The organism is Knoellia sp. AC549, assembly GCF_979258975.1.
Genome location: NZ_OZ409890.1, coordinates 2,188,565 through 2,211,783, shown reverse-complemented (window position 1 = coordinate 2,211,783; position 23,219 = coordinate 2,188,565). Strand labels below are relative to the sequence as shown.

The 23,219-nt window shown below is 70.6% G+C and carries 22 protein-coding genes and 2 pseudogenes; 7 read left to right on the top strand and 17 right to left on the bottom strand.

The genetic code is table 11. The annotated features are described in order from the left end of the window. Window positions 1-285, bottom strand: a complete 285-nt coding sequence (locus ACZZ98_RS10680; protein ID WP_463516215.1) for a DUF7218 family protein — start codon at window positions 283-285, stop codon at window positions 1-3. Between the two features lie 130 nt (window positions 286-415). Between ACZZ98_RS10680 and ACZZ98_RS10675 the strand changes: the two genes are divergently transcribed. Then, window positions 416-1,093, top strand: coding sequence for a DedA family protein (locus ACZZ98_RS10675; protein WP_463517765.1), 678 nt, complete (start codon window positions 416-418; stop codon window positions 1,091-1,093). Window positions 1,094-1,189: 96 nt separating this feature from the next. Next, on the top strand, window positions 1,190-2,053 hold the full coding sequence (locus ACZZ98_RS10670) for an SDR family oxidoreductase (protein ID WP_463516214.1): 864 nt from the start codon (window positions 1,190-1,192) through the stop codon (window positions 2,051-2,053). A 22-nt stretch (window positions 2,054-2,075) separates the two neighbouring features. Here ACZZ98_RS10670 and ACZZ98_RS10665 read toward each other — a convergent pair whose 3' ends face one another. From ACZZ98_RS10665 to ACZZ98_RS10645, 5 genes are read right to left on the bottom strand one after another with little or no spacing between them, the layout of a single operon-like run. Then, window positions 2,076-2,708 carry a response regulator gene (locus ACZZ98_RS10665; RefSeq protein WP_463516213.1) on the bottom strand — a complete coding sequence of 211 codons (633 nt, stop codon included), beginning with the start codon at window positions 2,706-2,708 and terminating at the stop codon, window positions 2,076-2,078. Beyond that, on the bottom strand, window positions 2,705-3,916 hold the full coding sequence (locus ACZZ98_RS10660) for a sensor histidine kinase (RefSeq protein ID WP_463516212.1): 1,212 nt from the start codon (window positions 3,914-3,916) through the stop codon (window positions 2,705-2,707). Before ACZZ98_RS10660 ends, ACZZ98_RS10665 begins: the two co-directional genes overlap by 4 nt. Window positions 3,917-3,923: 7 nt before the next feature. Beyond that, entirely contained in the window at window positions 3,924-4,721 is a 798-nt protein-coding gene (locus ACZZ98_RS10655) for an ABC transporter permease (RefSeq protein WP_463516211.1), read from the bottom strand. Continuing rightward, window positions 4,718-5,602, bottom strand: coding sequence for an ABC transporter ATP-binding protein (locus ACZZ98_RS10650; protein WP_463516210.1), 885 nt, complete (start codon window positions 5,600-5,602; stop codon window positions 4,718-4,720). The genes ACZZ98_RS10655 and ACZZ98_RS10650 overlap by 4 nt, the downstream gene beginning before the upstream one ends. Before the next feature lie 18 nt (window positions 5,603-5,620). Further along, window positions 5,621-6,826 carry an MFS transporter gene (locus ACZZ98_RS10645; protein WP_463516209.1) on the bottom strand — a complete coding sequence of 402 codons (1,206 nt, stop codon included), beginning with the start codon at window positions 6,824-6,826 and terminating at the stop codon, window positions 5,621-5,623. Between the two features lie 85 nt (window positions 6,827-6,911). On the opposite strand from ACZZ98_RS10645, the gene ACZZ98_RS10640 reads away from it, so the two are divergent. Both ACZZ98_RS10640 and ACZZ98_RS10635 read left to right on the top strand, forming a co-directional pair. After that, window positions 6,912-7,469, top strand: coding sequence for an ArsR/SmtB family transcription factor (locus ACZZ98_RS10640; RefSeq protein WP_463516208.1), 558 nt, complete (start codon window positions 6,912-6,914; stop codon window positions 7,467-7,469). Between the two features lie 36 nt (window positions 7,470-7,505). After that, on the top strand, window positions 7,506-7,973 hold the full coding sequence (locus ACZZ98_RS10635) for an META domain-containing protein (protein WP_463516207.1): 468 nt from the start codon (window positions 7,506-7,508) through the stop codon (window positions 7,971-7,973). 71 nt (window positions 7,974-8,044) lie between these two features. Here the strand turns inward: ACZZ98_RS10635 and ACZZ98_RS10630 are convergent, their stop codons facing one another. From ACZZ98_RS10630 to ACZZ98_RS10615, 4 genes are all read right to left on the bottom strand, one after another. Further along, entirely contained in the window at window positions 8,045-8,443 is a 399-nt protein-coding gene (locus ACZZ98_RS10630; RefSeq protein WP_463516206.1) for an FHA domain-containing protein, read from the bottom strand. A 40-nt stretch (window positions 8,444-8,483) separates the two neighbouring features. Beyond that, window positions 8,484-9,263: a LemA family protein gene (locus tag ACZZ98_RS10625; RefSeq protein WP_463516205.1), complete on the bottom strand. Its 780-nt coding sequence runs from the start codon at window positions 9,261-9,263 to the stop codon at window positions 8,484-8,486. A 112-nt stretch (window positions 9,264-9,375) separates the two neighbouring features. Next, on the bottom strand, window positions 9,376-9,930 hold the full coding sequence (pyrE, locus tag ACZZ98_RS10620; RefSeq protein WP_463516204.1) for an orotate phosphoribosyltransferase: 555 nt from the start codon (window positions 9,928-9,930) through the stop codon (window positions 9,376-9,378). Window positions 9,931-9,957: 27 nt separating this feature from the next. Continuing rightward, complete coding sequence (locus tag ACZZ98_RS10615) at window positions 9,958-10,722, bottom strand: SDR family NAD(P)-dependent oxidoreductase (RefSeq protein ID WP_463516203.1); 765 nt, start codon at window positions 10,720-10,722, stop codon at window positions 9,958-9,960. Window positions 10,723-10,767: 45 nt separating this feature from the next. Here ACZZ98_RS10615 and ACZZ98_RS10610 point away from each other — a divergent pair, with 45 nt between their 5' ends. Continuing rightward, on the top strand, window positions 10,768-11,556 hold the full coding sequence (locus ACZZ98_RS10610; protein WP_463516202.1) for an exodeoxyribonuclease III: 789 nt from the start codon (window positions 10,768-10,770) through the stop codon (window positions 11,554-11,556). A 17-nt stretch (window positions 11,557-11,573) separates the two neighbouring features. Continuing rightward, a complete protein-coding gene (locus ACZZ98_RS10605) occupies window positions 11,574-12,455 on the top strand; it encodes an alpha/beta fold hydrolase (RefSeq protein WP_463516201.1) in 882 nt (293 codons plus the stop codon). Here ACZZ98_RS10605 and ACZZ98_RS10600 read toward each other — a convergent pair. From ACZZ98_RS10600 to ACZZ98_RS10570, 7 genes and pseudogenes are all read right to left on the bottom strand, one after another. Then, window positions 12,435-12,989 carry a dihydrofolate reductase family protein gene (locus ACZZ98_RS10600; RefSeq protein ID WP_463516200.1) on the bottom strand — a complete coding sequence of 185 codons (555 nt, stop codon included), beginning with the start codon at window positions 12,987-12,989 and terminating at the stop codon, window positions 12,435-12,437. The two genes, ACZZ98_RS10605 and ACZZ98_RS10600, sit on opposite strands and share 21 nt — an antisense overlap. Window positions 12,990-13,003: 14 nt before the next feature. Further along, window positions 13,004-14,860 carry a hypothetical protein gene (locus ACZZ98_RS10595; protein WP_463516199.1) on the bottom strand — a complete coding sequence of 619 codons (1,857 nt, stop codon included), beginning with the start codon at window positions 14,858-14,860 and terminating at the stop codon, window positions 13,004-13,006. 28 nt (window positions 14,861-14,888) lie between these two features. After that, on the bottom strand, window positions 14,889-16,544 hold the full coding sequence (locus ACZZ98_RS10590; protein WP_463516198.1) for an MFS transporter: 1,656 nt from the start codon (window positions 16,542-16,544) through the stop codon (window positions 14,889-14,891). After that, the gene (locus ACZZ98_RS10585) at window positions 16,525-17,220 is read right to left on the bottom strand and encodes an LppX_LprAFG lipoprotein (RefSeq protein ID WP_463516197.1); all 696 of its coding nucleotides are present in this window, start codon (window positions 17,218-17,220) and stop codon (window positions 16,525-16,527) included. Before ACZZ98_RS10585 ends, ACZZ98_RS10590 begins: the two co-directional genes overlap by 20 nt. 21 nt (window positions 17,221-17,241) lie before the next feature. Further along, window positions 17,242-19,817 (bottom strand): annotated as a pseudogene (gene clpB, locus ACZZ98_RS10580) (ATP-dependent chaperone ClpB). A gap of 88 nt (window positions 19,818-19,905) precedes the next feature. Further along, window positions 19,906-21,396 carry an LCP family protein gene (locus ACZZ98_RS10575; RefSeq protein ID WP_463516196.1) on the bottom strand — a complete coding sequence of 497 codons (1,491 nt, stop codon included), beginning with the start codon at window positions 21,394-21,396 and terminating at the stop codon, window positions 19,906-19,908. A 30-nt stretch (window positions 21,397-21,426) separates the two neighbouring features. Continuing rightward, window positions 21,427-22,296, bottom strand: a pseudogene (locus tag ACZZ98_RS10570) (SGNH/GDSL hydrolase family protein); the annotation flags it as partial. A gap of 72 nt (window positions 22,297-22,368) precedes the next feature. Between ACZZ98_RS10570 and ACZZ98_RS10565 the strand changes: the two are divergent. Continuing rightward, window positions 22,369-23,217: an SGNH/GDSL hydrolase family protein gene (locus ACZZ98_RS10565; protein ID WP_463516195.1), complete on the top strand. Its 849-nt coding sequence runs from the start codon at window positions 22,369-22,371 to the stop codon at window positions 23,215-23,217. Window positions 23,218-23,219 lie beyond the last annotated feature (2 nt).

Below are 23,219 nucleotides of genomic sequence, written 5' to 3'. Positions count from 1 at the left end.
TCAGTGGTTGCGCAGGGCGTCGATCAGCTCGTCCTTGTTCATCGAGGAGCGACCCTCGATGCCGATCTCGGCCGCACGCTTCCGCAGCTCGTCGACCGTGCGGTCCTCGTAGCTCTCGGCCTCACCACCGCGCTCACCCATCTTCGAGCGTGAGCTGGCTGCAGCCGCGTTGGAGATGCGCGCGGCCTTCTCCTTGCTCGCGCCGTCGTCGCGCAGCTCCTCGTAGAGCTTCGGATCCTTGATGCTCGGACCCGGGTCCTTCGCACCGCTCTTGCCCTGTGGCATGGCTCCTCCTCCGGTCGATTGAAGTCCCCTCCACCCTGCGCCCGACGCGTCCACTTTGCAACGGGACTTAACCCACGGGGGCGAGCCGTGCAGCGCACGCCCAGAGACACGGCATACCCTTTGGCGCGTGATGATGCCGACGCTTGGCCCCGACTGGATGGACCCCCAGTGGCTCCTCGACCGCTTCGGCTCCCAGTTCTTCTGGGTCAGCGTCGCGATCGTCTTCATCGAGTGCGGGCTGCTCTTCCCCATCCTCCCCGGCGACTCCCTGCTCTTCGCCGTCGGCCTGTTCATCAGCCGCGGCGACATCGGCATCAACATCGTGGTGGCCTGCCTCATCCTCAGCCTCGCGGCGTTCGTCGGCAACGTCGTCGGCTATGAGATCGGCCGCGCCATCGGGGCTCCCCTCTATGAGCGCGACGGACGCTTCATCAAGAAGAGGTACTTCGACCAGACGCACGAGTTCTTCGAGAAGCACGGCGCCAAGGCCCTCGTCCTGGGGCGGTTCGTGCCCATCGTGCGCACGTTCATCACCGTCGTCGCAGGGGTGAGCCGGATGGACCGGCGTCACTTCTTCGTCTGGAGCGGGGTCGGCGCCGTCCTCTGGGCCACCGGCATCACGCTCCTCGGCTACTTCCTGGGCGGCATCGAGTTCATCCACGAGAACCTCGAAGCAGCGATCCTCGTCATCGTGGCAGTGTCGGTCGTGCCGATGGTGATCGAGTTCGTCCGTCACCGCAGCGCCACCCGCGTCGCGCTCGAGGAGACCGACGAGGTCATCGACGACCTCCGCGACGACCGCGTCTGACCGGGACCATTCTCGATGCTTGATTCCTCGCCGTCCGGGTAAGGGGTCTGGCAGGACGCTGATCACGCACGCTCCCGCCGAAAGGAACGAGAACCCATGACCCGCGCCAAGCTCACCCAGATCGAAGCCCAGTCACAGGACTGGCCCGGCACGACCGACGACCTCTCCCCGGCACCGGACCACGGCGAGACCTCGTGGACCGGCCGCGGACGCCTCGACGGCAAGCGGGTCCTCATCACGGGGGGCGACTCCGGCATCGGGCGCGCGGTGGCCATCACCATGGCCAAGGAGGGGGCGACGGTGGCGATCGCGCACCTGCCCGAGGAGCAGGGTGACGCCGAGGACACGGCCCGCGTGGTCGGCGAGGTCGGTGGCACAGCACACCTGTTCGCGACGGACCTCACCGAGCTCGCCGCCAACCAGCAGCTGGCCGAGGACGCCGTGCAGGCCCTCGGGGGACTCGACGTCCTCATCTGCAACGCGGCATACCAGATGACCTTCGACCAGATCGAGGCCTTCCCGCCGGAGCAGATCCAGCGGACCTTCGCGACCAACGTCTTCTCGCCCTTCTGGCTCGTCCAGGCCCTCGCCGGAGACCTCGAGAAGGCCGAGGGCAGCGTGATCATCACGACCTCGATCCAGGCCTACGAGCCGTCCGAGCAGCTGCTCGACTACGCAGCGACGAAGGCCGCGCTCAACAACATGGTCGTCAACCTCGCCAGCGAGCTCGGCAAACGCGGGGTGCGCGTCAATGCCGTTGCGCCGGGCCCGATCTGGACCCCGCTCATCCCCGCGACCATGGCGCCCGAGAAGGTCGAGGGGTTCGGCTCCGACACGCCCCTGGGCCGCGCCGGCCATCCCGTCGAGGTGGCGGCCGCCTATGTCTTCCTCGCGTCCGACGAGGCGAGCTATGTCTCGGGGACCGTCCTGGGCGTCACCGGCGGGCGCGCGGTCTTCTAGGACCGGCATGCCGTGCCCGGACTCACCTCCCGGGCACAGCGATCAGACCGCGGGTGTATGCCGCCGTGACCGCCGCGGTCCGGTCTGTCACGTCGAGCTTGGTGAAGATCCGCAGCAGATGGGTCTTGACCGTCGCCTCACCGATGAAGAGCTCGCGACCGACCTCAGAGTTCGACAGTCCCCGCGCGACGGCACGCAGCACGTCGAGCTCGCGGGGGGTCAGGTCGGCCCTCGCCGGTGCCCGCAGCCGCTCCGCGAGCCTGGCCGCCACCGGTGGGGCCAGGACGGTCTCCCCCAGCGCGGCCCGGCGGATGGCGTCGGCGAGGACCGACGGCGGCGTGTCCTTGAGCAGGTAGCCCCGGGCACCTGACTCGACGGCCCGCACGATGTCGGCGTCGGTGTCATAGGTCGTGAGGACGAGCACCTCGGGCGCATCGGGCTGGGCGCGCAGTCGCGCGGTCGCCTCGGCGCCGTCCATGACCGGCATGCGCAGGTCCATGAGGACGACGTCCGGCGCCAGCCTGGGAGCGAGGGCGATCGCTTCGGCGCCGTTGCCTGCCTCGCCGACCACCTCGAGGTCCTCGAGCTCACTGAGCAGCGCCACCATGCCGGCGCGCACGACGGGGTGGTCGTCGACGACGAGGATGCGGATCATCGGGGCAGCTCCATCAGGAGTCGGGTCCCACGCGGCCGCGCGGGAGCGATGGTCACGTCTCCCCCGAGCTCGGCCGCGCGAGCCCGCAGCCCGTCGAGCCCGAAGCCGCGGGCGGTCGTGGAGTCGAAGCCCGCGCCGTCGTCGGTCACCTCCAGCGCCACCCGATCGGGCGCGTAGTCGAGCGACACTGCCGCAGCGCCTGCCCCCGAGTGCCGCCGGACGTTGGAGAGAGCCTCCTGCGCACCGCGCAGGACGACCACCTCGGCATTGCCCCCGAGCGGCGCGGGCTCGCCGGTGACCGACGACGACACCTGTATGCCGGTCTCTCGGGTCATCGTGTCGGCGAGCCGGGCCAGCGCTTCGGCGAGCGTGCGCGACTGGAGATGCCCCGGGGTGAGCTCGGCGACGATGATGCGTGCCTCGGCGAGGTTGTCGGCGGCGGTGCTCTCGATCATCGCGAGCCGCTCCCGTGCGGTGTCGACGTCACCCCGCTCGAGGGCGGAGCCGGCTGCTCGGGACAGTGCGATGACCGAGGTGAAGCCCTGCGCGAGGGTGTCGTGGATCTCTCGGGAGAGCCGGCTGCGCTCGTCCTGCACGCCCTGGGCGCGCTCGACGGCGGCGAGCTGGGCCCGGGTGGCGCGGAGCTCGTCGATGACCATGGCCCGCTCCTCGGCCTCGCCGATGATCCGGTGGATGAACATGCCGAGGGCTGCCGAGAGCACGAAGGAGATGAGCACGGACACGAGCGCGCCGGGCACCTCTGCGGCCGGGTCCTCGGCCGGGACGACGGCCGCGGTGAAGAGTGCCGCGAGAGCGAGCCCGGTGGCCAGGAGAGCCGGGCGCTTCTCGAAGGTGGCCCAGATCTGCGGGAAGAGGCAGAAGAAGAGCAGCCACGACTCGAACTCCGGGTCGATGACGATGATCGTGAGGAGGCAGGCCCAGGCGCAGAGCTGGTGGAGCACGGCATACCGGGTCGCTTCACGTTGGATCGCCCGTCGCCCGAAGACCGCGTAGGAGAGCCCCACGCCCGAGAGCAGCAGGAGCGTCGGCAGGCGACCGTGCGGACCGGGCGGGTCGATGAGGACGATGACCAGTGCTGTCGCGATGAGGGCGTAGCAGCTCAGGTGCCACCATCTCGCCTGCCCACGCCACATGGCCGCGAGCTGGTCGCTCGACAGCTCCGCGGGTGACGCTGGTGAGGTGGTCACCGGCACATCATGTCGTGCCGCGCTTGAACCAGCGGAAGGTGAGGACGCAGAGGACGAGTCCGGCCACGGCCCACGCGCCGAGGACGAGGGCCACGCGACCGTGCTCCCACCCGCCACCCATCTCGATGGATGCCATGACGTCGGGGAAGAAGACCGAGCGCATGCCCTGCGCGATCCACTTGAGCGGGAAGACCGAGGCGACCTGCTGGAGCCAGGACGGGATGTCGGTGAAGGCGAAGTAGACCCCCGAGATGAACTGCAGGATGAGCATCGGAGCGACCACGACGGCGCCGACGCTCCTGGCCGAGGCGAGCGAGCTGTAGGCCGTGCCGAGGACCGTGCCGGCGAAGGCGCCGAGGCCGAAGACCCAGGCGAAGGTCAGCCACCGTGCGGCGGTGTCGGGCAGGTCGACGCCGAAGGCGAACGTGGCGACGGCGAGGAGCAGCACCTGCTGGGCCAGCGCCGTGACGACGACGAGGCCGACCTTGCCGAGGAAGTAGGACACCGGCGGCATGGGGGTGCTGCGGAGTCGCTTGAGCGTGCCGTCGTCGCGCTCGGCGGCCACCGACATCGCCATCGTCTGGAAGGACGTGAGCAGGATGCCGGCCGAGATCATGCCGGGAAGGAAGTACTCGGCGGCGCTCATCTCGGAGCCACCCGCCTCCATGTCTTCGCCGAAGATGACCGAGAAGAGGGCGAGCATGAGGATCGGGAAGAGGAAGGAGAAGAAGACGGCTTCCTTCTCGCGCGAGTACATCTTGAGCTCGATCACGGTCCGGTCGAGCCCCAGGGCGACGGCGTTCATGCCATGACCTCCATCGACGTGTCAGTGGTGGCCGCTGCGTCGGTGACGTGCGGCGCGATGAGGGAGAGGTAGGTGTCCTCGAGCGAGGGCCTGCTGACCACGAGCTCGGGGACCTCGCCGCCGAGCCGCTGCGAGAGCCGGACCACCTCGAGGGTGGGGGTCGCCGAGCGGAGGCTGCGCCGATCACCCGCTTCGGTCCACGAGATCGTGGCCTCCTCGGACGCACGTCCACCCAGGTTGGCCGGGGTGTCGAGCGCGAGAAGCTTGCCGGCGGCGATGACGCCGACCCGGTCGGCGAGCTGCTCGGCCTCGTCCAGGTAGTGGGTCGTGAGCAGGATCGTCGTGCCCTCGGCGGCGAGGCTGCGGATGAGGCCCCAGAAGTCACGGCGCGCCTGCGGGTCGAAGCCGGTCGTGGGCTCGTCGAGGAAGAGCAGCTCGGGTCGGCCGACGATGCCGAGCGCGACATCGAGCCGACGACGCTGCCCACCCGAGAGCCCGGCGACGCGCGCATCGGCCTTCTCCTCGAGACCGACGGCCGCGATGACCTCGTCGACGGTGCGAGGCGTCGAGTAGGTGCGGGCGGTCGAGGCGAGGATCTCGCGCGGCGTGAGGAGGTCCAGCCCGGAGGAGCTCTGCAGGACGATGCCGATCCGGTTGCGCCACAGTCGGTTTGCCGAGTGCGGATCCTCCCCGAGGACGCTCACCTCACCGGAGTCGCGGGTCCGGAAGCCCTCGAGGATCTCGACGGTCGTCGTCTTGCCGGCACCGTTGGGGCCGAGGAGCGCGAAGACCTCACCGGCCTCGATGTCGAGGTCGAGGTCGTCCACGGCCCGTTTGGTGCCGTAGTCCTTGACGAGCCCACGCACGCTGATCGCTGTCATGTCCTCAGCATCGCGCGCTCAGCTGCGCTGCCGCACCGACCGGGGGGTGGACACGTCGTCCACCGATCGGTGGACTCCCGCCCGAACGCGGAGGGCGGCGGTTGCCGCGATGAGAAGCCCGACGACGCCACAGACGACGTATGCCGTCCGCGCACCGACCTGGGTCCCGAGGACTCCGCCGATGGCCAAGGCACCGATGGTCGCCGTGCGGGAGAGGCCGCTGACGAGCGCCAGCACCTTGCCGCGGTCACCCTCGGCGATCTCACGCAGGAGGAGCGCGAAGATCGCAGCATTGACGACGCCCAGGGTCAGGCCGACCGCAAAGGCGGCCACGGCATACACCCAGACCTCCGGAGCCAGGCCCTGCCCGATCTGCAGCAGCGGGACGACCGCGAGGCCGATGAGGATCGCACGGACGCGGACGTCGCGTGATCGCAACGCCGCCGCGGCGAAGGCCCCGAGCACGGCGCCGACCCCACCGGCGGCCTCGGCCAGACCGAACTGCGCCGGTGAGGCTCCGAGCTCACCCCGCACAAGGAAGACCTCCACCGCGTTGACCGCCTCCAGGGTGAGGATGATGGGGATGACGCCCAGCACCAGCGCGCTCATGACCGGGTCCGCGCGAAGGACCCGGAGGCCGTCTCGTGGCAGCAGCGAGTGTCGGCTCTCGACCGTGGAGCGGTTGACGCGCAACGCCAGGGCAGCCGCGATGACTCCGATGAACGTCGCCGCGTTGACGCCGAGTGCCGCCCGGGTCCCCCACTGCTGGACGACCACCCCGGCCAGTGCGGCACCCAGCGGTGAGGCGACCGCCCGCAGGCCCTGCGCCAGCGAGACGAAGGTGCCGGAGAGCTCGTCCCCGACGACGAGGGGCATCACGGCATTCCAGACCGGCATGGCGAAGGCGAAGCCGGTCTGCATGACGAGCACGCCGATGCAGGTCCAGACGAGCGACGGTGCGATGACGAGTGCCACGGCACCCACGGCCTGAGCCGACAGCGCCACGAGCAGGACCCGTCGCGGCGGGTGGGAGTCGGCGACCGAGCCGGCCAGACCCATGGTGAGGACGAGCGGGAGGGCGAAGCAGATGAGCAGGGTCATGACGGCATACGGGCCGTGGCCCCCGTCGTGCAGGTGGAGCAGGAGCGCCACCATCGCCATGACGTCACCGATGAGCGACCCGACGGTGGCACCGAGCACGAGCCGCGCCTGCCTGATCGTCATCACCCGACGGTATTCGTGAAGTAGTTGCTTCATACTTGTGAAGGTAATGCTTCACGTTTTCTTCGTCAACACCTAAACTCGTCCCATGGCCACGAAGCGACCCGATGAGCTGCGGATCACCGACCCGCGAGCGCTCCGTGCGCTGGCCCACCCCGCCCGGCAGCGCCTCATCACCGAGCTGTTCTCGGGTGAGGTCCTCACCGCGACGGAGGCGGCACGACTCGTGGGCCTCACACCGTCGGCGACGAGCTATCACCTCAGGGCTCTCGAGAAGTGGGGTGCCGTCGAGCGTGACTCCTCAAGCGATGGGCGCGAACGACCCTGGCGTTCGACCGCGAACACGATCTCGATCCTCCCGGAGGCGCACCGGGCCGCCGGGCGGGACCTCAGCCGGACCTCGCTGGCGAAGTGGTTCGTCGGGCTCGACGCGGGACTCGACCGCCTCGCCGCCTCCCTCGAGTCCGGCACCGAGACCGGCATGACCTCGCGCGGGCGGCTGTGGATCACCGACGACGAGCTCGTGGAGCTCAAGGAGCAGCTCGACGAGGTGTTCCGCAAGCACCGCGGTCGGACGCGGCGCGACCACCCCGAGGACGCGCAGCCGTGGGACGTCTACGCGCTGATCCTCCCGTCGGAGAAGTAGACGGAACCGATCCATGCGCTCGAGGGTCCAAGCGGTATGAGAGCTGCGACGTGGCGCGCCTGGACCGTCATCGCCGTGGTCGCGGCAGTCCTGCTCGGTGGCGCGTACGCCGTGTGGTCGACTCGTGGAGATGCGTCCCGGAACGACGCCGGCTGGCTCGACTCCCTCGACGGCGTGCAGGGCGAGTGGGTGTCGAACGCCGGCTTCGCCTACGACGGGACCGAGCCCTGGTCTGCGCCCGTGCGGCTCTCGATCTCGGGCGACGACATGCGCCTCCACGCCGGTTGCAACCACCTGAGTGCACAGGTCGCCGTGGAGGATCATCGACTCGTCGCGGTCGACGGCATCGTGTCGACGGAGATGGGCTGCCCCGCCGACCTGGTTGCGCGGGACGAGTGGCTAACCGCCCTCGTCGAGGACCGGGCCACCGTGCAGCTCAAGGGGCCGATGCTCGCGTTCGACACCGACGCCGGGTGGATCGGCTTCGCACGAGACGACCAGTAGTTGGCGAGCCGACCACCTGTACCTGCACGGCTCGTCAAGAAGCGGACGACGAGCGCCAGGTCGCCTGAGCGTCAGTGCAGGAGCGCGCCCTGACGGAGGACGATGCGGGTCCATGACCCGAGGTAGAGCACGGCGCCGGACCCGATCGGACGTCCGGCGTCGATCGGGTCGTCGGGGATGTCGCCGACGACACTGCTGACGTAGGTGCCGTTGGCCGATCCGAGGTCCTCGACGACCCAGCCGAGGTTGTGACGGGTGAGCTGCGCGTGCCGGCGGCTCACCCCGGCGTCGAGCTCGCAGTCGATGTGCGGCGTGACCGCCTTGACCTCGCTGTGCCGACCGATCAGCACCTGGCTGCCGCGCAGCGGGACGACCGTGGGTGGGCGCGGGTCGGGAAGGCGGTCGGGGCTGCTCTGGCACTCGTACCACTGCGGGTCGACCCAGACCTCGGCCACCCATGGCTGTGCCACGCCTGCCTGGCGCCCTCCCCCCAGGACTGACATGCCGAGGTCAGCCGCGCGGCGGGGGCGGGACGTCGCGGGGCGCGGCCGGGTCGACCGGCTGCGCGGGCTCGATCGGCTGGGTCTGCCCGACGGACGTCGCCGGGTCCACGGGTGCCGACGGAGCGGCGGGGGTGGCTGGGGTGGTCGCCGGGGACACCGGCGCAGGCGGGTTCGACGCGGAAGGTGACGGGCCGGCATACCCGCTGGGCGGTGGGATCGTCGCGTCGCGCTGGCCGAAGTCGACCCTGGGCGCCTCGCGCTGCTCGCCGACGGCCTCGAAGTACTCGGCCTGCTTGATGCCGAAGATCCCGGCCACGAAGTTCGTCGGGACCGTCTCGACCTTGGTGTTGAGGTCCCGCACGGTCGCGTTGTAGTAGCGACGCGACGACGCGATGCGGTCCTCGGTGCTCGTGAGCTCCTGCTGCAGCGCCAGGAAGTTCTGATTCGCCTTGAGGTCGGGGTAGGCCTCCGCGATCGCCAGCAGACGCCCCAACGCCTGGCTGAGCATGTTCTCGCTCTCGGCCTGCTGGACCGGTGACTGGCCCGGAGCCATGGCCGCGCTGCGCGCCTTGATGACGTCCTCGAGCGTGCCTCGCTCGTGCGCCGCGTAGCCCTTGACCGTCTCGACGAGGTTGCCGATGAGGTCGTGCCGCCGGGTCAGCTCGACGTCGATCTGGCGCCAGGCCTCCTGCACGAGGTTGCGCAGCTTGATGAGGCCGTTGTACATGCCGACGACGACCAACCCGAGGACGACGACGACGGCAACGATGATGATGGTGGTGATCATGGGAGCTCCCCTGTTGATGGCCTCTCGGTCGCGATCCTAGGGCCTGTATGCCGTGTGGTCCGGGATGCACGGACGGTCAGGTCGGGTGCCGGGCGAGACCTCAGGCGGGGCGTCAGGCGAGGCCGAGGTCGGTGAGGCCGTAGGCGTGCCGATACTCGAGGCCGGCGTCGGCGAAGACCTGTGCCGCACCGGTGGCGCGGTCGGCGATGGTCGCGACGGCGACGACGGTGGCCCCGGCCTCCTGGGCGGCCTTCGCGGCGTCCAGCGGCGAGGCCCCGGTGGTCGAGGTGTCCTCGACGATGAGCACGCGACGACCCTCGATCGAGGGACCCTCTATGCGCTGCTGGAGGCCGTGCGCCTTGCCGGCCTTGCGCACGACGAAGGCGTCGAGCCGCTCACCGGCAGCCGCCGCAGCGTGGAGCATCGACGTCGCGACGGGGTCGGCACCGAGGGTCAGGCCGCCGACGGCGTCGAAGTCGAGGTCTGCGGCCAGGTCGCGCATGACTCGGCCGACGAGCGGGCTGCCCTCACCGTCGAGGGTGATGCGGCGCAGGTCGACATAGTAGTCGGCCTCCTTGCCGGAGGAGAGCGTCACCCGGCCATGGACGATGGCCTTGTCCCTGATGATCTCGAGCAGGCGGGCGCGGTCGGCGGCGATGTCAGTCACGGCCCCGAGGCTACCGACTCCTCAGGGCTAGCTGGGGCGGTGGGCCGAGCGGGCCCGCGACCGCACGAGCGGACGCGGGATCACGCGCAGTGCCGTGACGATCGCCTTGTACTGGCGCCCCGGCACGGACACGACCTTGCCCCTGTCGACATCGGCGAGGGCGTCGCGCACGAGCCGAGGCGCGTCCAGCCACATGAACTTCGGCAACCTCGACATGTCGAGCTCGGCCCGGTCGTGGAACTCGGTGTGGGTGAACCCCGGGCACAGCGCCGTCGCGGTCACGCCCGACCCCGCGAGCTCGGACGCCAGCCCCTCCGTGAAGACCGTGACGAACGCCTTGTTGGCGCTGTAGGTCCCGGACGTGATGAACGACGCCACCGACGACACGTTGATGATCGCGCCGCGCCCCCGCGAGCGCATGGCCCGGCCCGCCGCGTGGGACAGCACGAGCACTGCCCTCGACAGCACGTCGAAGAGCGCCTCCTCGTCGGCCACCTCGTTGTCGAGGAACGACTTCTTGAGCGAGTAGCCCGCGTTGTTGACGAGCACGTCGACGGGCGCATCGCTCGACGCGAGCCGCTCCGCCACCAGCCCGACGTCCTCGCGGCGGGCGAGGTCGGCCGTGAGCACCTCGACCTCCACACCGCGTGAGGTCCGGAGCTCGGCGGCCAGCGCCTCGAGGCGTGGCCGGTCGCGGGCCACGAGGACGAGGTCGTCGCCACGCGCGGCGAGCTGGAGGGCGAACTCGCGGCCGATGCCGGCGGTCGCGCCCGTGACGAGAGAGGTGGTCATGCCCAGACCCTAAGCACCCGGCATACCCGTGGGTAGGGTGACGTGGTGCGCATCGCCACCTGGAACGTCAACTCCATCCGCTCACGCATCGACCGCGTCGAGGCGTGGCTCCAACGCACCGACGTCGACGTCCTGGCGATCCAGGAGACGAAGTGCCGCGAGGACCAGTTCCCGCACGATCGCTTCGAGGCCCTCGGGTATGCCGTGGCGCACCACGGTCTGAGCCACTGGAACGGCGTGGCGATCGTCTCTCGCGTGGGTCTCGACGACGTGAGCCGCGGCCTCCCCGACCTGCCGCACTGGGGTGAGCCGGCCGCCGCGGAGGCGCGCGCGATCGGAGCCACCTGCAACGGCGTCCGCCTCTGGTCGCTCTACGTCCCCAACGGTCGCGCCCTCGGCGACCCGCACATGGCCTACAAGCTCGCCTGGCTCGAGCAGCTCCGCGTCCAGACCGCCGCCTGGGCTGCGACCGACCAGCCCTTCGCGCTCATGGGCGACTGGAACATCGCGCCGCAGGACGAGGACGTGTGGTCGATGGAGTACTACCTCGACAAGACGCACGTCAGCCCGCCCGAGCGAGCCGCGTTCCAGGCGGTGCTCGACGCGGGTGTCAGCGATGTCGTGCGACCGCACACCTCCGAACCGGGCACCTTCACGTACTGGGACTACACGCGCCTGGCCTTCCAGAAGCGCCGTGGCATGCGGATCGACTTCATCCTGGCCTCGGACCCGCTGGCGCAGCGCGTCCGTGGCGCGGCGATCGACCGCGAGGAGCGCAAGGGCAAGGGCGCGAGCGACCACGCACCCGTTGTCATCGAGGTGGCCGACCAGTGAGCAAGGGGAGGACCACCGTGACGACTCGCACCCTGTCGATCCCGGCGGCCAACGGTGGCGTGCTCGCGGCCACCGAGTTCCTCCCCGCGACCCCGCCCGACCCGGACATGCCGACACTGGTCCTGGCCCATGGCTGGACGCTCACTCGCGCCGCCTGGGAGCCGGTCGTGCGAGAGGTCCAGTCGCACAGGGCTGTTCGCGTGATCACCTATGACCAGCGCGGCCACGGTCGCTCGACCTGGGGCTCGGTCAGGACCCAGCCGATCAAGGCCCTCGCCGACGACCTCGCCACCGTGATCGCCGCGACCTCCCCCACCGGGCCGCTCGTCCTCGGCGGCCACTCGATGGGCGGAATGACGGTCCTCGCGTATGCCGGTGCGCACAGCTCCGACTTCCTTGACCGTGTCCGTGGGGTTGCCCTCATCGCGACGACCGCGTCGATCGACGGCCGCCCCGAAGCCCGCGGCGAGGCCCGCGCGATGGCACTCGCCGCGCGAGTTCCGTTGCTGCGCACCGGGATGCTCATCCCGCGCCGAGTGCTGCGTGACCTCAACTTCGGCGCCGACGCCGACCAGGCCAGCGTGCGTGCCATGACCAGCCTCATGCGCAGCACCTCGCTGGCGACGACGGGTCGCTACTTCTCCTCGATCCGCGACCACGACGAGACCGAGGCCCTCGTCCAGCTCGCCCAGACCCCCACCCGCATCCTCGTCGGCAGCAAGGACCGCCTCACCCCGGCCCGGTGGGCACGCAGCCTGCACGACGGCATACCGGGTTCTCGGCTCACCGTGCTGCCCGGCAAGGGGCACATGCTGACCCACGAGGCGACCGACGCCGTGGCCGACGCGCTCATCGAGCTCGTCGACGAAGGTCGAGCCTCAGCGGGATCCATAGCGTAGGAGCGCGATGCCCGAGACGAAGGCCCTCGTCTCGAGGAGCTCCAGGCGCGAGAGCTCGAACCCCTCGGGGAAGAGCCGGCGCCCCCTGCCCTGCACGACGGGATAGACGAACAGGCGGTACTCGTCGACGAGGTCGGCAGCGATCATGGCGTGCCCGAGACGGATGCTGCCGGTGAGGACGATGTCCTTGCCGTCACGCTCCTTGAGCGACTGCACCTGCTCGACGACGTCGCCGCTGAGCACCTCGGTGTGGTGCCAGTCGGGGTCCGTCATCGTCAAGGACACCACGTGCTTGTCCACGGCGTTGAGATGGTCGCTGACGCCCGTCGCGTCGTCCTGGAGGTCGCGCCAGTAGCCGCGCATGTCCTCGAACGTCCGACGACCGACCAGGAGAGCACCGGACTGCCTCTGCTGACGGCGGATCTCCTCGAGCACGTCCGACATGTCGGCCTGACCCTGGGGGTCGAACCAGTCGCCGAGCATCTCGATCGACCCGTCGAGGGTGATGTTCTGGGTGATGACCAGCCGGCGCACGGCGACCCCGCGTCTCAGGGCCGCGCCGTCGGCGCCAAGGCGTCACCGGCTCCGAAGGTGCTCAGGAGGACGTTGGCCGCACCGATCGCACCGTTGGGACCGGTCCAGAGCTGGGCCGACCGGGGGTCGAGGGCGACGACCGACCCGTCCCCGACCACGGTCGCAGCAGATCCGGGTGCGACGCGCACTGCTGTGTCCTCACCGACGCCCCACGCCACCTGCCCGGGCGCGAGCGCACCGAGGTCGTAGAGCTTGCCCCAGCGGTAGTCGAGCGTGAGCGACGGGACGAGCGAGCCTGTCACGAGGCCGAGTCCGCGCTGCCAGGCGCCATCGCCCGTGCGGAAGCTCGCGATCGCCTCGTCCTCGTAGTTGGTCTCCGTCGGGTCGGCCTTCGTCGAGAACCACGTGCCCAGACCGGCGGTGAGATGACGGTCGGCGAGGACGACGGGCAGCGTGAGGACGGCCGTGCGCACCGTCGCAGCGAAGGTGGGATCGGCCAGCGCCGCGGCGACGCTAGCCGGGGTCTCACCGACGAGGACGGCACCGGCGGCGCCGTCGAGCACCACGCGGGACTTCCTGCCCTGCTCGACGACCTCGGTCCGACCGGTCCACCCGGCTGCCGCGAGCGCGTCCGTGTAGGCCCTGGTCGCCTTCTTGTCCTTGGACGACGCAGCGAGCACGACGATCCGCGGTTGCGCACCCGCTGCCACTGCCGCGGTGGCGTCCGTGACGACCTGGCTCACGACGGTCGTCGAGCCACCTCCTACGACGTCACCGCCGAGATGCACGGTGCCCGCCGCACCCGGGACCGTGGGACCGGCCCGGGGTGCCGGGGTCGGCGTGGCAAGGGGGGCTCCCGCTCGGGTCACCGTCCGCGTCGTGAGGTCGTATGCCGTGGCGCTGCCCGCGCTGTCCGGTGGCAGCAGGTGCGTGACGACGTTGCGGGTCGAGAGCACCTTGTTGGGGCCGACCCATGCGATGGGCGATGAGAGCGACTCGAGGTCGAGGACGGCGGTCGAGGAGGCGCCGAACGTGCGCGACAGGGTCGTGTCGGCGGTGTTGTGGATGCCCGTGGCGTAGTCGACGCCGACGCCCACCTTGCTCACCCCGCCGAAGCGCGCGTCCGAGGTCGCCAGAGTCGAGAGCAGGCGACCGAAGCGCCCCCGCTGGTAGAAGTGCTGGTCGTAGATCGCCCGGTCGGACCCGAACCGCAGGCCACGCTCGCGGTCGGCGTCGTCACCCCACCAGATGATCGAGCTCCCCTGTCGCAGACCGTCCCACGGCCCGAGGTCACCGACGTAGCCGTTGATCATCGTGCGCGACTCGACTGCAGCCCCGGCGCTCGTGCCACCCACGGCCGCTCCGCGGTTGAACGCTGCCTCCATCGCCGCCTCCGCCGGAGAGTCCGCGAGGATCGACATCGCCAGGCCCTGGTCCCCGCCGAGGATGAAGAAGCCGTCGGTCTGGTCGGTGATCATCGCCGAGCTGGCGGGGTCGTCGGCGTCGGCGCGGTTGAGCAGGGGCGCGAGGACTGCCGTGCAGCCGGTGAACGGCGTCGTGACGACTGCGTCGCAGGCGGCGTCGACCTCGTCGGTCCGCTGTTGCGCGAGCAGGAGGTTCTCCTCGCGGTCGGCGGGTGCGTCGCCGTAGGACGAGGGCACGACGACGATGTCGACGGTCGGCCCGCTCGCGCCGTCCGCAGCGGCGCGCCCGAAGCCCTGCAACGTCTCGAGCGTGTAGCCGCCCCCGATCGGAGTCATCGTCGTGGGGTCCGCGGCCCGCGCAGCACCTCCCCCGAGGGCGACACCGCACGCAGCGACGGTGGCGAAGGCAAGGACGTGGGCTGCACGGGAACGAGGTCTCAGGGCCATGGGCACCAACCTAGGTCGGCCCACGAACTTACGCTCGAGTAGTGTCCGCGCGAGCGCGGGGGCTGCGAGTCAGGCCGAGGGCGACCGAGGAGATCGCCCCGACAGCGGCGGCGACGGCGGCTCCACGGAAGACCCACTCGACCTGGACGACTGCCGCGTCCAGGAGGGCGCGACCGTCGGTCTGGTCCGGGATCTCGGCGACCGCTGCGTAGTACTGGTTGAGTCCGATCGCCGTGAGCAGGGCCAGGCCCACCACCATGCCGATCATCCGCGCTACGACGACGAGGGCGCTCGCCGTGCCGTGCGCATCCTCGGGCGAGTCCGCGAGCGCGGCGTTGTTGACCGGCGCCAGGGCGAGGCCGATGCCGAGCCCGACGAGCGCGAGGACGAGGGTGGACGAGATCTCGGCCAGGGACCCGCGCCCCCAGGTCGACATGACGACCAGCCCGATGGCCGCGAGCGCCAGCCCCACCCCGCTCACCAGTCCGTCACCCAGCCACCGCAGCGACCAGCCGCCCACGAGGGCGCCGACGGGCACGGCCACGAGGAAGCGGACGAGCACGAACGCCGCGACGGTCTCGCTCTGGGTGTGCACCAGGCGCGCGAGCAGTGGCACGTCGACGATGACGGCGACGAGGGCGATGCCGACGCAGAGGCTCACGAGCAGAGCCCAGCGTGCCCGACCCACGACGACGCCGCGCGGGACCAGGGGCTGCGCGGCCCGCCGGTGGTGGAGCAGATAGAGCCCCGCGAGCACCGCGGCCACCGGCAGGAGCGCGAACCCCAGAGGCCCCACGATCTCCTTCTCGGGGTCGGCGGCCGCAAACGTCAGCACGACGCACCCCAGCGCACCGCCGAGCAGCAGGGCGCCGAGGAGGTCGGCTCGACGAAGCACCGGCCACGCACCCCGGACCCACAACGCCACGGCAGCGGCCACGAGCAGGAGCGCGACCACCCCGACGGGTGTCGTCAGGCGCGAGGTGGAGGAGCCGAACGGCACGAACGGCACGCCGAACGACACGCTGGTCACGAGCGCCTCGGGCGCGGCCAGCGCCAGCCAACCGACGAGCGCGGCCACGAGCGAGACGACCATCGGGAGCAGGCGGGGACGCGACGGCATACCCCCTCCGACGACGACCACGGCGCCGGCAAGCGCGACCCCGAGCACGGCGTTGAGCCAGAAGATCGCCCGCCAGTCCGCGACGGCGAGCACTGCGGCACCGAGCACCGGCCCCACCACGGAGCCGAGCTCCTGCACGGCGCCCACGACTCCGAGCGGCGTGCCACGACGGTCGCGGTCCCACAGCTGCGCGACGATCGCCAGAGTGGCCGGCACGAGGCCCCCGCCGCCGATGCCCTGGATGACGCGGCCGGCCACCAGCACGGGCAGCTCGACCGCGAGCGCGGTGATGGCCGAGCCGACGACGAAGATCGCGAGGCACCCGAGGAGGACTCGCTGCCGCTCGGTGAGGTCGGCAAGGCGACCGATGAGCGGCAGCACCGCGATGTAGCCGAGGAGGAAGCCCGAGATGATCGGCGTGGCGCGCTGCAGGGCGTCGATGCCGATGCCGACCCCGGACATCATGTCCGTCAGGGCGAGGACGACGACGTAGGTGTCTGCGGCCGCCAGGGCCACCGCGACGGACGCCGTCGCGAGCAACGCCCTAGGGGCGGGTGATCTCAACAGGCTTCCCGTAGTCCTTGAGTCGCAGCGTGAACGTCGAGGTGCTCCCCTTGAAGAACGGGCCGACCACCTCGGCAAGCTGCAGCCGGTCGCCCTCGGCGATGCCGTAGGTCACCGTGAACTCGCCCTTGCCGTCGCCGAGGTTGAGCAGCGACTTGACCCGCGCGCCGGGCAGCGTGCCCTTGTACTGCTGCAGCACCGTCGCGCCGTCCCGGACCTTGTCACCGACGGTCGGGTCGCCGGTCTCGACGAGCAGCTGGGAGATGCCCTGCGAGGGGTGGAAGAAGTTCGACGGGTTCGGGGCACCGAGCTTGGCGAGGTCGGCCGGGTTGTAGGTCGGCGTGAAGAACTTCATGTATGCCGCGTCGCCGATCGTGATGACCTCGGCCGAGCCACCGACGCCCTTGATCGTCGCGGTGACCGTGCCCTTGAACTTCGGCTCCGTGGCACTGATCGCGCCGGTGCCGAGGGCGCCGGTGACGCCGTTCTCGGTCTTGGGCACGTCCTTGCTCGAGAGCGTGAGCCCGACGAACTTCGCCTCGTCGAAGACCTTCTTGGCCGCGGCCAGCGACGCCTTGGGATCGGTCGTCGCCTCCTGCTCCCCGCCCCCGGAGCAGCCGACCAACAGGGCGACGACCAAGGCGCCCGAACCGGTCAGCAGAGCGCGTCGTCGCATGACGCCCACCCTACTGGCCGGTCAGCCCCGCAGGACCAACCCGCCGCCATCGCGGTCGACCGTCACCTTCTGGCCATCGCGGACCTCGCCGGCGAGGAGCGCGCGCGCGAGCCGGTCGCCGATCTCCTTCTGGACGAGCCGGCGCAGCGGACGAGCCCCGTATGCCGGGTCGTAGCCGGCCTCCGCGAGCCACTCGCGTGCCGCTTCGGTCACCTCGAGATCTATCCGTCGGTCGCTGAGCCGCATCGCGAGAGAGCGCACCTGGAGCTCGACGATGTGGGCGAAGCTCGTCACGGCTGAGGGGGTCGAAGATGACGACCTCGTCGAGGCGGTTGAGGAACTCCGGCTTGAAGGCGGTGCGCACCGCGGCCATGACGGCGTCGCGCTTGGCCTCCGGCTCCAGCGTCGGGTCGATGAGGAACTGGCTGCCGAGGTTGCTCGTCATGACGAGGATGACGTTGCGGAAGTCGACCGTGCGGCCCTGACCGTCGGTGAGGCGCCCGTCGTCGAGGACCTGGAGCAGGATGTCAAAGGTCTCGGGGTGGGCCTTCTCGACCTCGTCGAGGAGCACGACCGAGTACGGGCGTCGACGCACTGCCTCGGTGAGCTGGCCGCCCTCCTCGTGACCGATGTAGCCGGGAGGGGCGCCGATGAGTCGCGCGACAGCGTGCCGCTCGGAGTACTCGCTCATGTCGATGCGCACCATCGCGCGCTCGTCGTCGAAGAGGAAGTCGGCGAGCGACTTGGCCAGCTCGGTCTTGCCGACACCGGTGGGCCCGAGGAAGAGGAAGCTGCCAGTGGGTCGGTCCGGGTCGGCGATGCCGGCGCGACTGCGCCGCACGGCGTCCGACACGGCCTGGACGGCGCTCGCCTGGCCGATGAGGCGAGAGCCGATGATCGACTCCATCGACAGGAAGCTTCTCGGTCTCGCCCTGGAGGAGGCGGCCCGCGGGGATGCCGGTCCAGGCCGAGATGACCTCGGCGATGTCGTCGGCCCCCACCCGCTCCTTGACCATGAGGTCGGCCTGACCGGACTGGCCGGCGGCGCTGTCGACGGCCGCGGCGAGCTGCTGCTCGAGCTCGGGGATCTCGCCGAACTCGATCCGGCTGGCGGTCTCGAAGTCGTACTCACGGCGAGCCTTCTCGAGGCGGGTGCGGGCCTCGTCGACCTGGGCCTTGAGGTCACCGACGCGGTTGAGGCCGGACTTCTCGGCGTCCCAGCGGGCGTTGAGGGCGTTGAGCTCCTCGGACTTGTCGGCGAGGTCCGAGCGGAGCCGGGCCAGCCGCTCGACGCTCGCGTCGTCGGTCTCGCGCTCGAGGTGCAGCTCCTCCATCTTGAGGCGGTCGACGGCGCGGCGGAGCTCGTCGATCTCGACCGGGCTGGAGTCGATCTCCATGCGCAGGCGCGACGCAGCCTCGTCGACGAGGTCGATGGCCTTGTCGGGCAGCTGCCGTCCGGTGATGTAGCGGTCGGAGAGCGAGGCCGAGGCGACGAGCGCGGCGTCCTCGATCTCGACCTTGTGGTGGGCCTCGTAGCGCTCCTTGAGACCGCGAAGGATCGCGATGGTGTCCTCGACGGAGGGCTCCCCGACATAGACTTGCTGGAAGCGACGTTCGAGCGCCGGGTCCTTCTCGACGTGCTCGCGGAACTCGTCGAGCGTCGTCGCCCCGACGAGCCGCAGCTCGCCTCGGGCGAGCATCGGCTTGAGCATGTTGCTCGCGTCCATCGCACCCTCACCGGTGGCGCCGGCACCGACGACGGTGTGGAGCTCGTCGATGAAGGTGACGATCTGCCCGTTGCTCGACCTGATCTCCTCGAGCACCGCCTTGAGGCGCTCCTCGAACTCACCACGGAACTTCGCTCCGGCCACCATCGCGCCGAGGTCGAGGCTGATGAGCCGCTTGTCGCGGAGCGACTCGGGCACGTCACCGTCGACGATGCGCTGCGCCAGGCCCTCGACGACGGCGGTCTTGCCGACACCGGGGTCGCCGATGAGGACCGGGTTGTTCTTGGTCCGCCGTGAGAGCACCTGGACGACGCGACGGATCTCGGAGTCCCGGCCGATGACCGGGTCGAGGTGGCCGTCACGAGCCCGGGCGGTGAGGTCGGTGCCGTACTTCTCGAGCGACTCGCTGCCGCTCTCCTGGGCCTCGGAGGTGACCTTGCGTCCGCCGCGCAGCTCGTCGATACGAGCCTCGACAGCTCCGGCGACACCGGGCCCGCTCACACCGGGCAGTGCGCCCTTCTCGATGAGGGCCAGGACGAGCAGGTCCGTCGCCAGGTGGGTGTCACCCTTGGCGGACATGAGCGTGCTCGCCTGCTGGAGCACACCGAGCGCCGCCTGGCCGAGCGAGGGCGTGACCGCGCTGGGACCGGAGCTGACCGGCATACGGGAGAGCGCGGAGCGCGCCGCGGAGCCGACCGTTTCAGCCGTGGTGCCCGCAGCGTCGAGCAGCGCCGGGGTCGACGTGTCCGGCTGCTCGGCGAGGGCCAGGGCGAGGTGGTCGGGGGTGATCTCGGGGTGTCCGGCGCTCTGCGCGAGCCGCTGGGCGACGGCGAGAGCCTCGGCGACCTTGGTCGTCGGGGTGAGGTCCATCTGTCGATCTCCTGAAGGGTGCGGGTGGTTCCGGATTCCTCCGTAGCAACGAGCACAGAGTTGAGTCCATTCCACTCAACTTCACTTTTCAGCAGGCGGTGGTGATGTCCTCGATCTCATCGGTCGGCTCGGACGGCGTCGGGGTGCTGCCGGGGCTGCTCGGCGTCGCGCTCGGGGACGGCGTGCTCGGCCTCGCGGTCGGCGCGGGAGCGGGGTTGATCGCGGTCTGGACGAGGTCGCGGATCTTGTCGTAGTCGGGGTCGGCGACCTTGACCACCTTGTTGGTGATGGGCAGGCTCCGGATCGAGCCCTTGCTCTGCAGGGTTCCGACCAGCTGCGCCCAGGCCGGCAGCTCCGACTGGGGGATGTCGAGGGTGATGTTGTCCTTGACCACCTCGGCGAGGGACGGGTAGTTGCGCAGGAGCTGGACCGGGTTCGCCTGGTTGAGGATGGCCCCCGTGACGCAACGCTGGCGGCGCATCCGGCTGAAGTCGTCGCTGCCGGCCCGGGACCGGGCGTACCAGAGCGCGAGGTTGCCGTTCAGGTGCTGCTCACCCGTCTCGATCCACTTCTCCTGGCCCCGCGCGAAGACGATGCGGCCGCCCACGAGCTTGCAGTCGACGCAGACCCGCTCCTTGACGTTGATGTCGACCCCGCCCATGGCGTCGACCAGCGCCCGGAACCCCTGGAGGTTGACGACGAGACTGCGGTCGATCTCGAGACCGAGGATCTCGCTGATGACGTCGCGCGTCGTCGTGAGGCCCGGGTTGTCGTCACCGGGGAAGAGGTCGAGGTTGTCGGTCGCCAGCGTCCACACGCCGTTGAGCAGGCACTCGTCGCCACAGTCGTAGCCGTTCGGGTACATCTTCGAGAGCGGGTTCGACGACGGGATGGGGGCGAACTCGAGGTTGCGGGGCAGGCCGAAGAGCACCGTGTCACCGGAGCTGGTGTCGATCGAGGCCACCATCATCGAGTCGGTGCGCACGCCGACCCGGTCATCGCCGGCGTCGGAGCCGAGGAGCAGGACGTTGACGCGTGGCTTGTCCGCCCACGCGTTGGCCTCGGCCCCACCTCCGCCCCCGCCGCCGTTCTCGTCCGCGCCGTCGGTGAGAACCGTGATGACGTCCCGCTGGATCGTCAGGTAGCGCACCGCGGTGGCCGCCGGCGCGAGGACGAGCAGGCAGCAGACGGCAGCGAAGGCAGCCCGCCAGCCGGTCCCCGGACCGCGGGGTGAGGTCTCGCGGGCGGTGAGCAGGATGCCCGCGCACCAGAGCAGCGCGATCGTGACCGTGGCGAGAAGCATCGCCAGGAGGACACGCGGTCGCACGGCGAGGTCGAGAGCGGCCGTGACGAAACCCTTGCGCCAGGCGTAGAAGAGGAACAGCGTGCCGAGGAGCAGCGTGCCCAGCAGCAGCGCGAGGCCGAAGGCCCGGCGTCGCGTCGCGAGAAGTCCCGCTCCGGGCAGCAGCGTGCTCAGCGCGGTGAGCCCGAAGAAGCGACCGGCACCCTCACGACCGTCGTACTCGTCGTAGTCGTCGCTGGCGTCGCTGGCGTCGTCGACGTCCTCGTGGGTGGGCACCCCGCCATCATGCCGCCCGGACGCCGAAGTTCACCGAGCCGACGCAGAACTCGCCGTCAGATCGTTGCCCACGTCGAGCCACGGGAAGGTCGCGGCCGGTCGCACCGGCACCGACCACTTGGGGGCGGCGAGCTGACGTCGGGAGGCGCCGGTGGCCCAGCGAGCGAGGTGCGGCGCAGCATGGACCCGCCACCACTGGACCTCGTCGGCCACGACCCGCGCCCACCGCGACGGCGCTGCGGGCTCCAGGTCGGGTGCTCGTGTCGTGTCGACCCCAAGGAGCTGTGACACCTGGACGGCCAGGCGTCGGTGACCGAGCGGTGAGGGGTGGACCCGGTCACCCGCCCACAGGCGCGGATCCCTCCACGCCCCACGCTCCGAGACGTCCGCGACGAGAGCGCCGCGGTGACCGGCGATCTCGCACAGGCCGGCATTGAGAGCGCGGACCCGGGCACGGAGCGGAGCCAGGACGGGTGAACCGCTGACCTCGAAGCCGGTGAAGACGATGACGGTCGCCGTCGCCGCGAGCTGGGCGAGCGCCTGGTCCAGCGGCTCCAGCACGTCGTCGAGCCTCAGTCGCGGTCGCAGGATGTCGTTGCCACCGGCCCAGATCGAGACGATGTCCGGCTTCATCGCCAGCGCCGCGGGAGCTGTTGCTCGGCCATGTCACGGGCGGTCCTGCCGCGCAGCGCGAGGTTCGCGTACTCCGTGCTGGGATCACGGTCGGCGAGCGCAGCCGCCACGAGGTCGGCCCAGCCGCGGAACCCGTTGGGCCACGCCGGATGCGGGTCGCCGACCCCTTCGGTGAGTGAGTCGCCGAGGGCGACGAACCTGGCCACGAGCGGACGGTATGCCGCGTGGCCGGCCGCCGTCGTGACGCCCGGGCGACGGGAGTCGCACACTTGGGCGAACAACAGCCGACAGGGGGTGTGCGGGGTTGAGGTCCGTCGGGCTCTGTGAGAGGGATGTCCCATGCAGCCCGGTCGCTTCGTCGCCCTCGGCGACTCCTTCACCGAGGGCGTCGGCGACCCGAACCTCCACTACCCCAACGGCTTCCGTGGGTGGGCCGACCGGATGGCGCGGCAGCTGGGCCGCGCCGACCGGCGGTGGGAGTACGCGAATCTCGCCATCCGCAGCAAGGTCCTCGACCAGGTCGTCGCCGACCAGCTGGACGCTGCGGTTGCCCTCGCCCCGACCCACGTCTCCTTCTATGCCGGGGGCAACGACCTCCTGTCGCTGCGTTCGGACCTCGACACGTTGATGGCGCGCTACGAGGGGGCGTTGGCGCGGCTCACCGCCAGCGGTGCGCACGTCCTCGTGTTCACGGCCTTCGACACGCGGACGACAGCCCTGCTCGAGCCGCTCCGGCGTCGGGTGCTGACCTTCAACGACGCTGTGCGCGATCTCGCCACCACGCACGGCGCGACCTTGCTCGACCACACGGTCATGCGCGAGTACGACGACCGCCGTCTGTGGGCCCCCGACAAGATCCACATGAACAGGTTGGGGCACAAGCGGATGGCGGCATTCGTCCTGGGCCGGCTCGGGGTGCCGCACACCCTCAAGGTCCGCGACCTGGACGACTGGCAACCGCGGAGCTGGCGCCGGGCCATCACCGACGAGGGCCGGTTCCTGCGCACCGAGGTGGCTCCCCTGGTGCGCCGACGGCTAACCGGGCGGTCCGAGGGTGACCTGGCGCTGCCCAAGTGGCCCGAGCCCATCCGGCCCGCCGACGGCATGAAGCGGCTTGCCCGCGAACGCGCCCTCGCGAGAACCGACACCGAGGCACTCCGCTGCGCGGGCGGCATACCCCGTCGTTGACC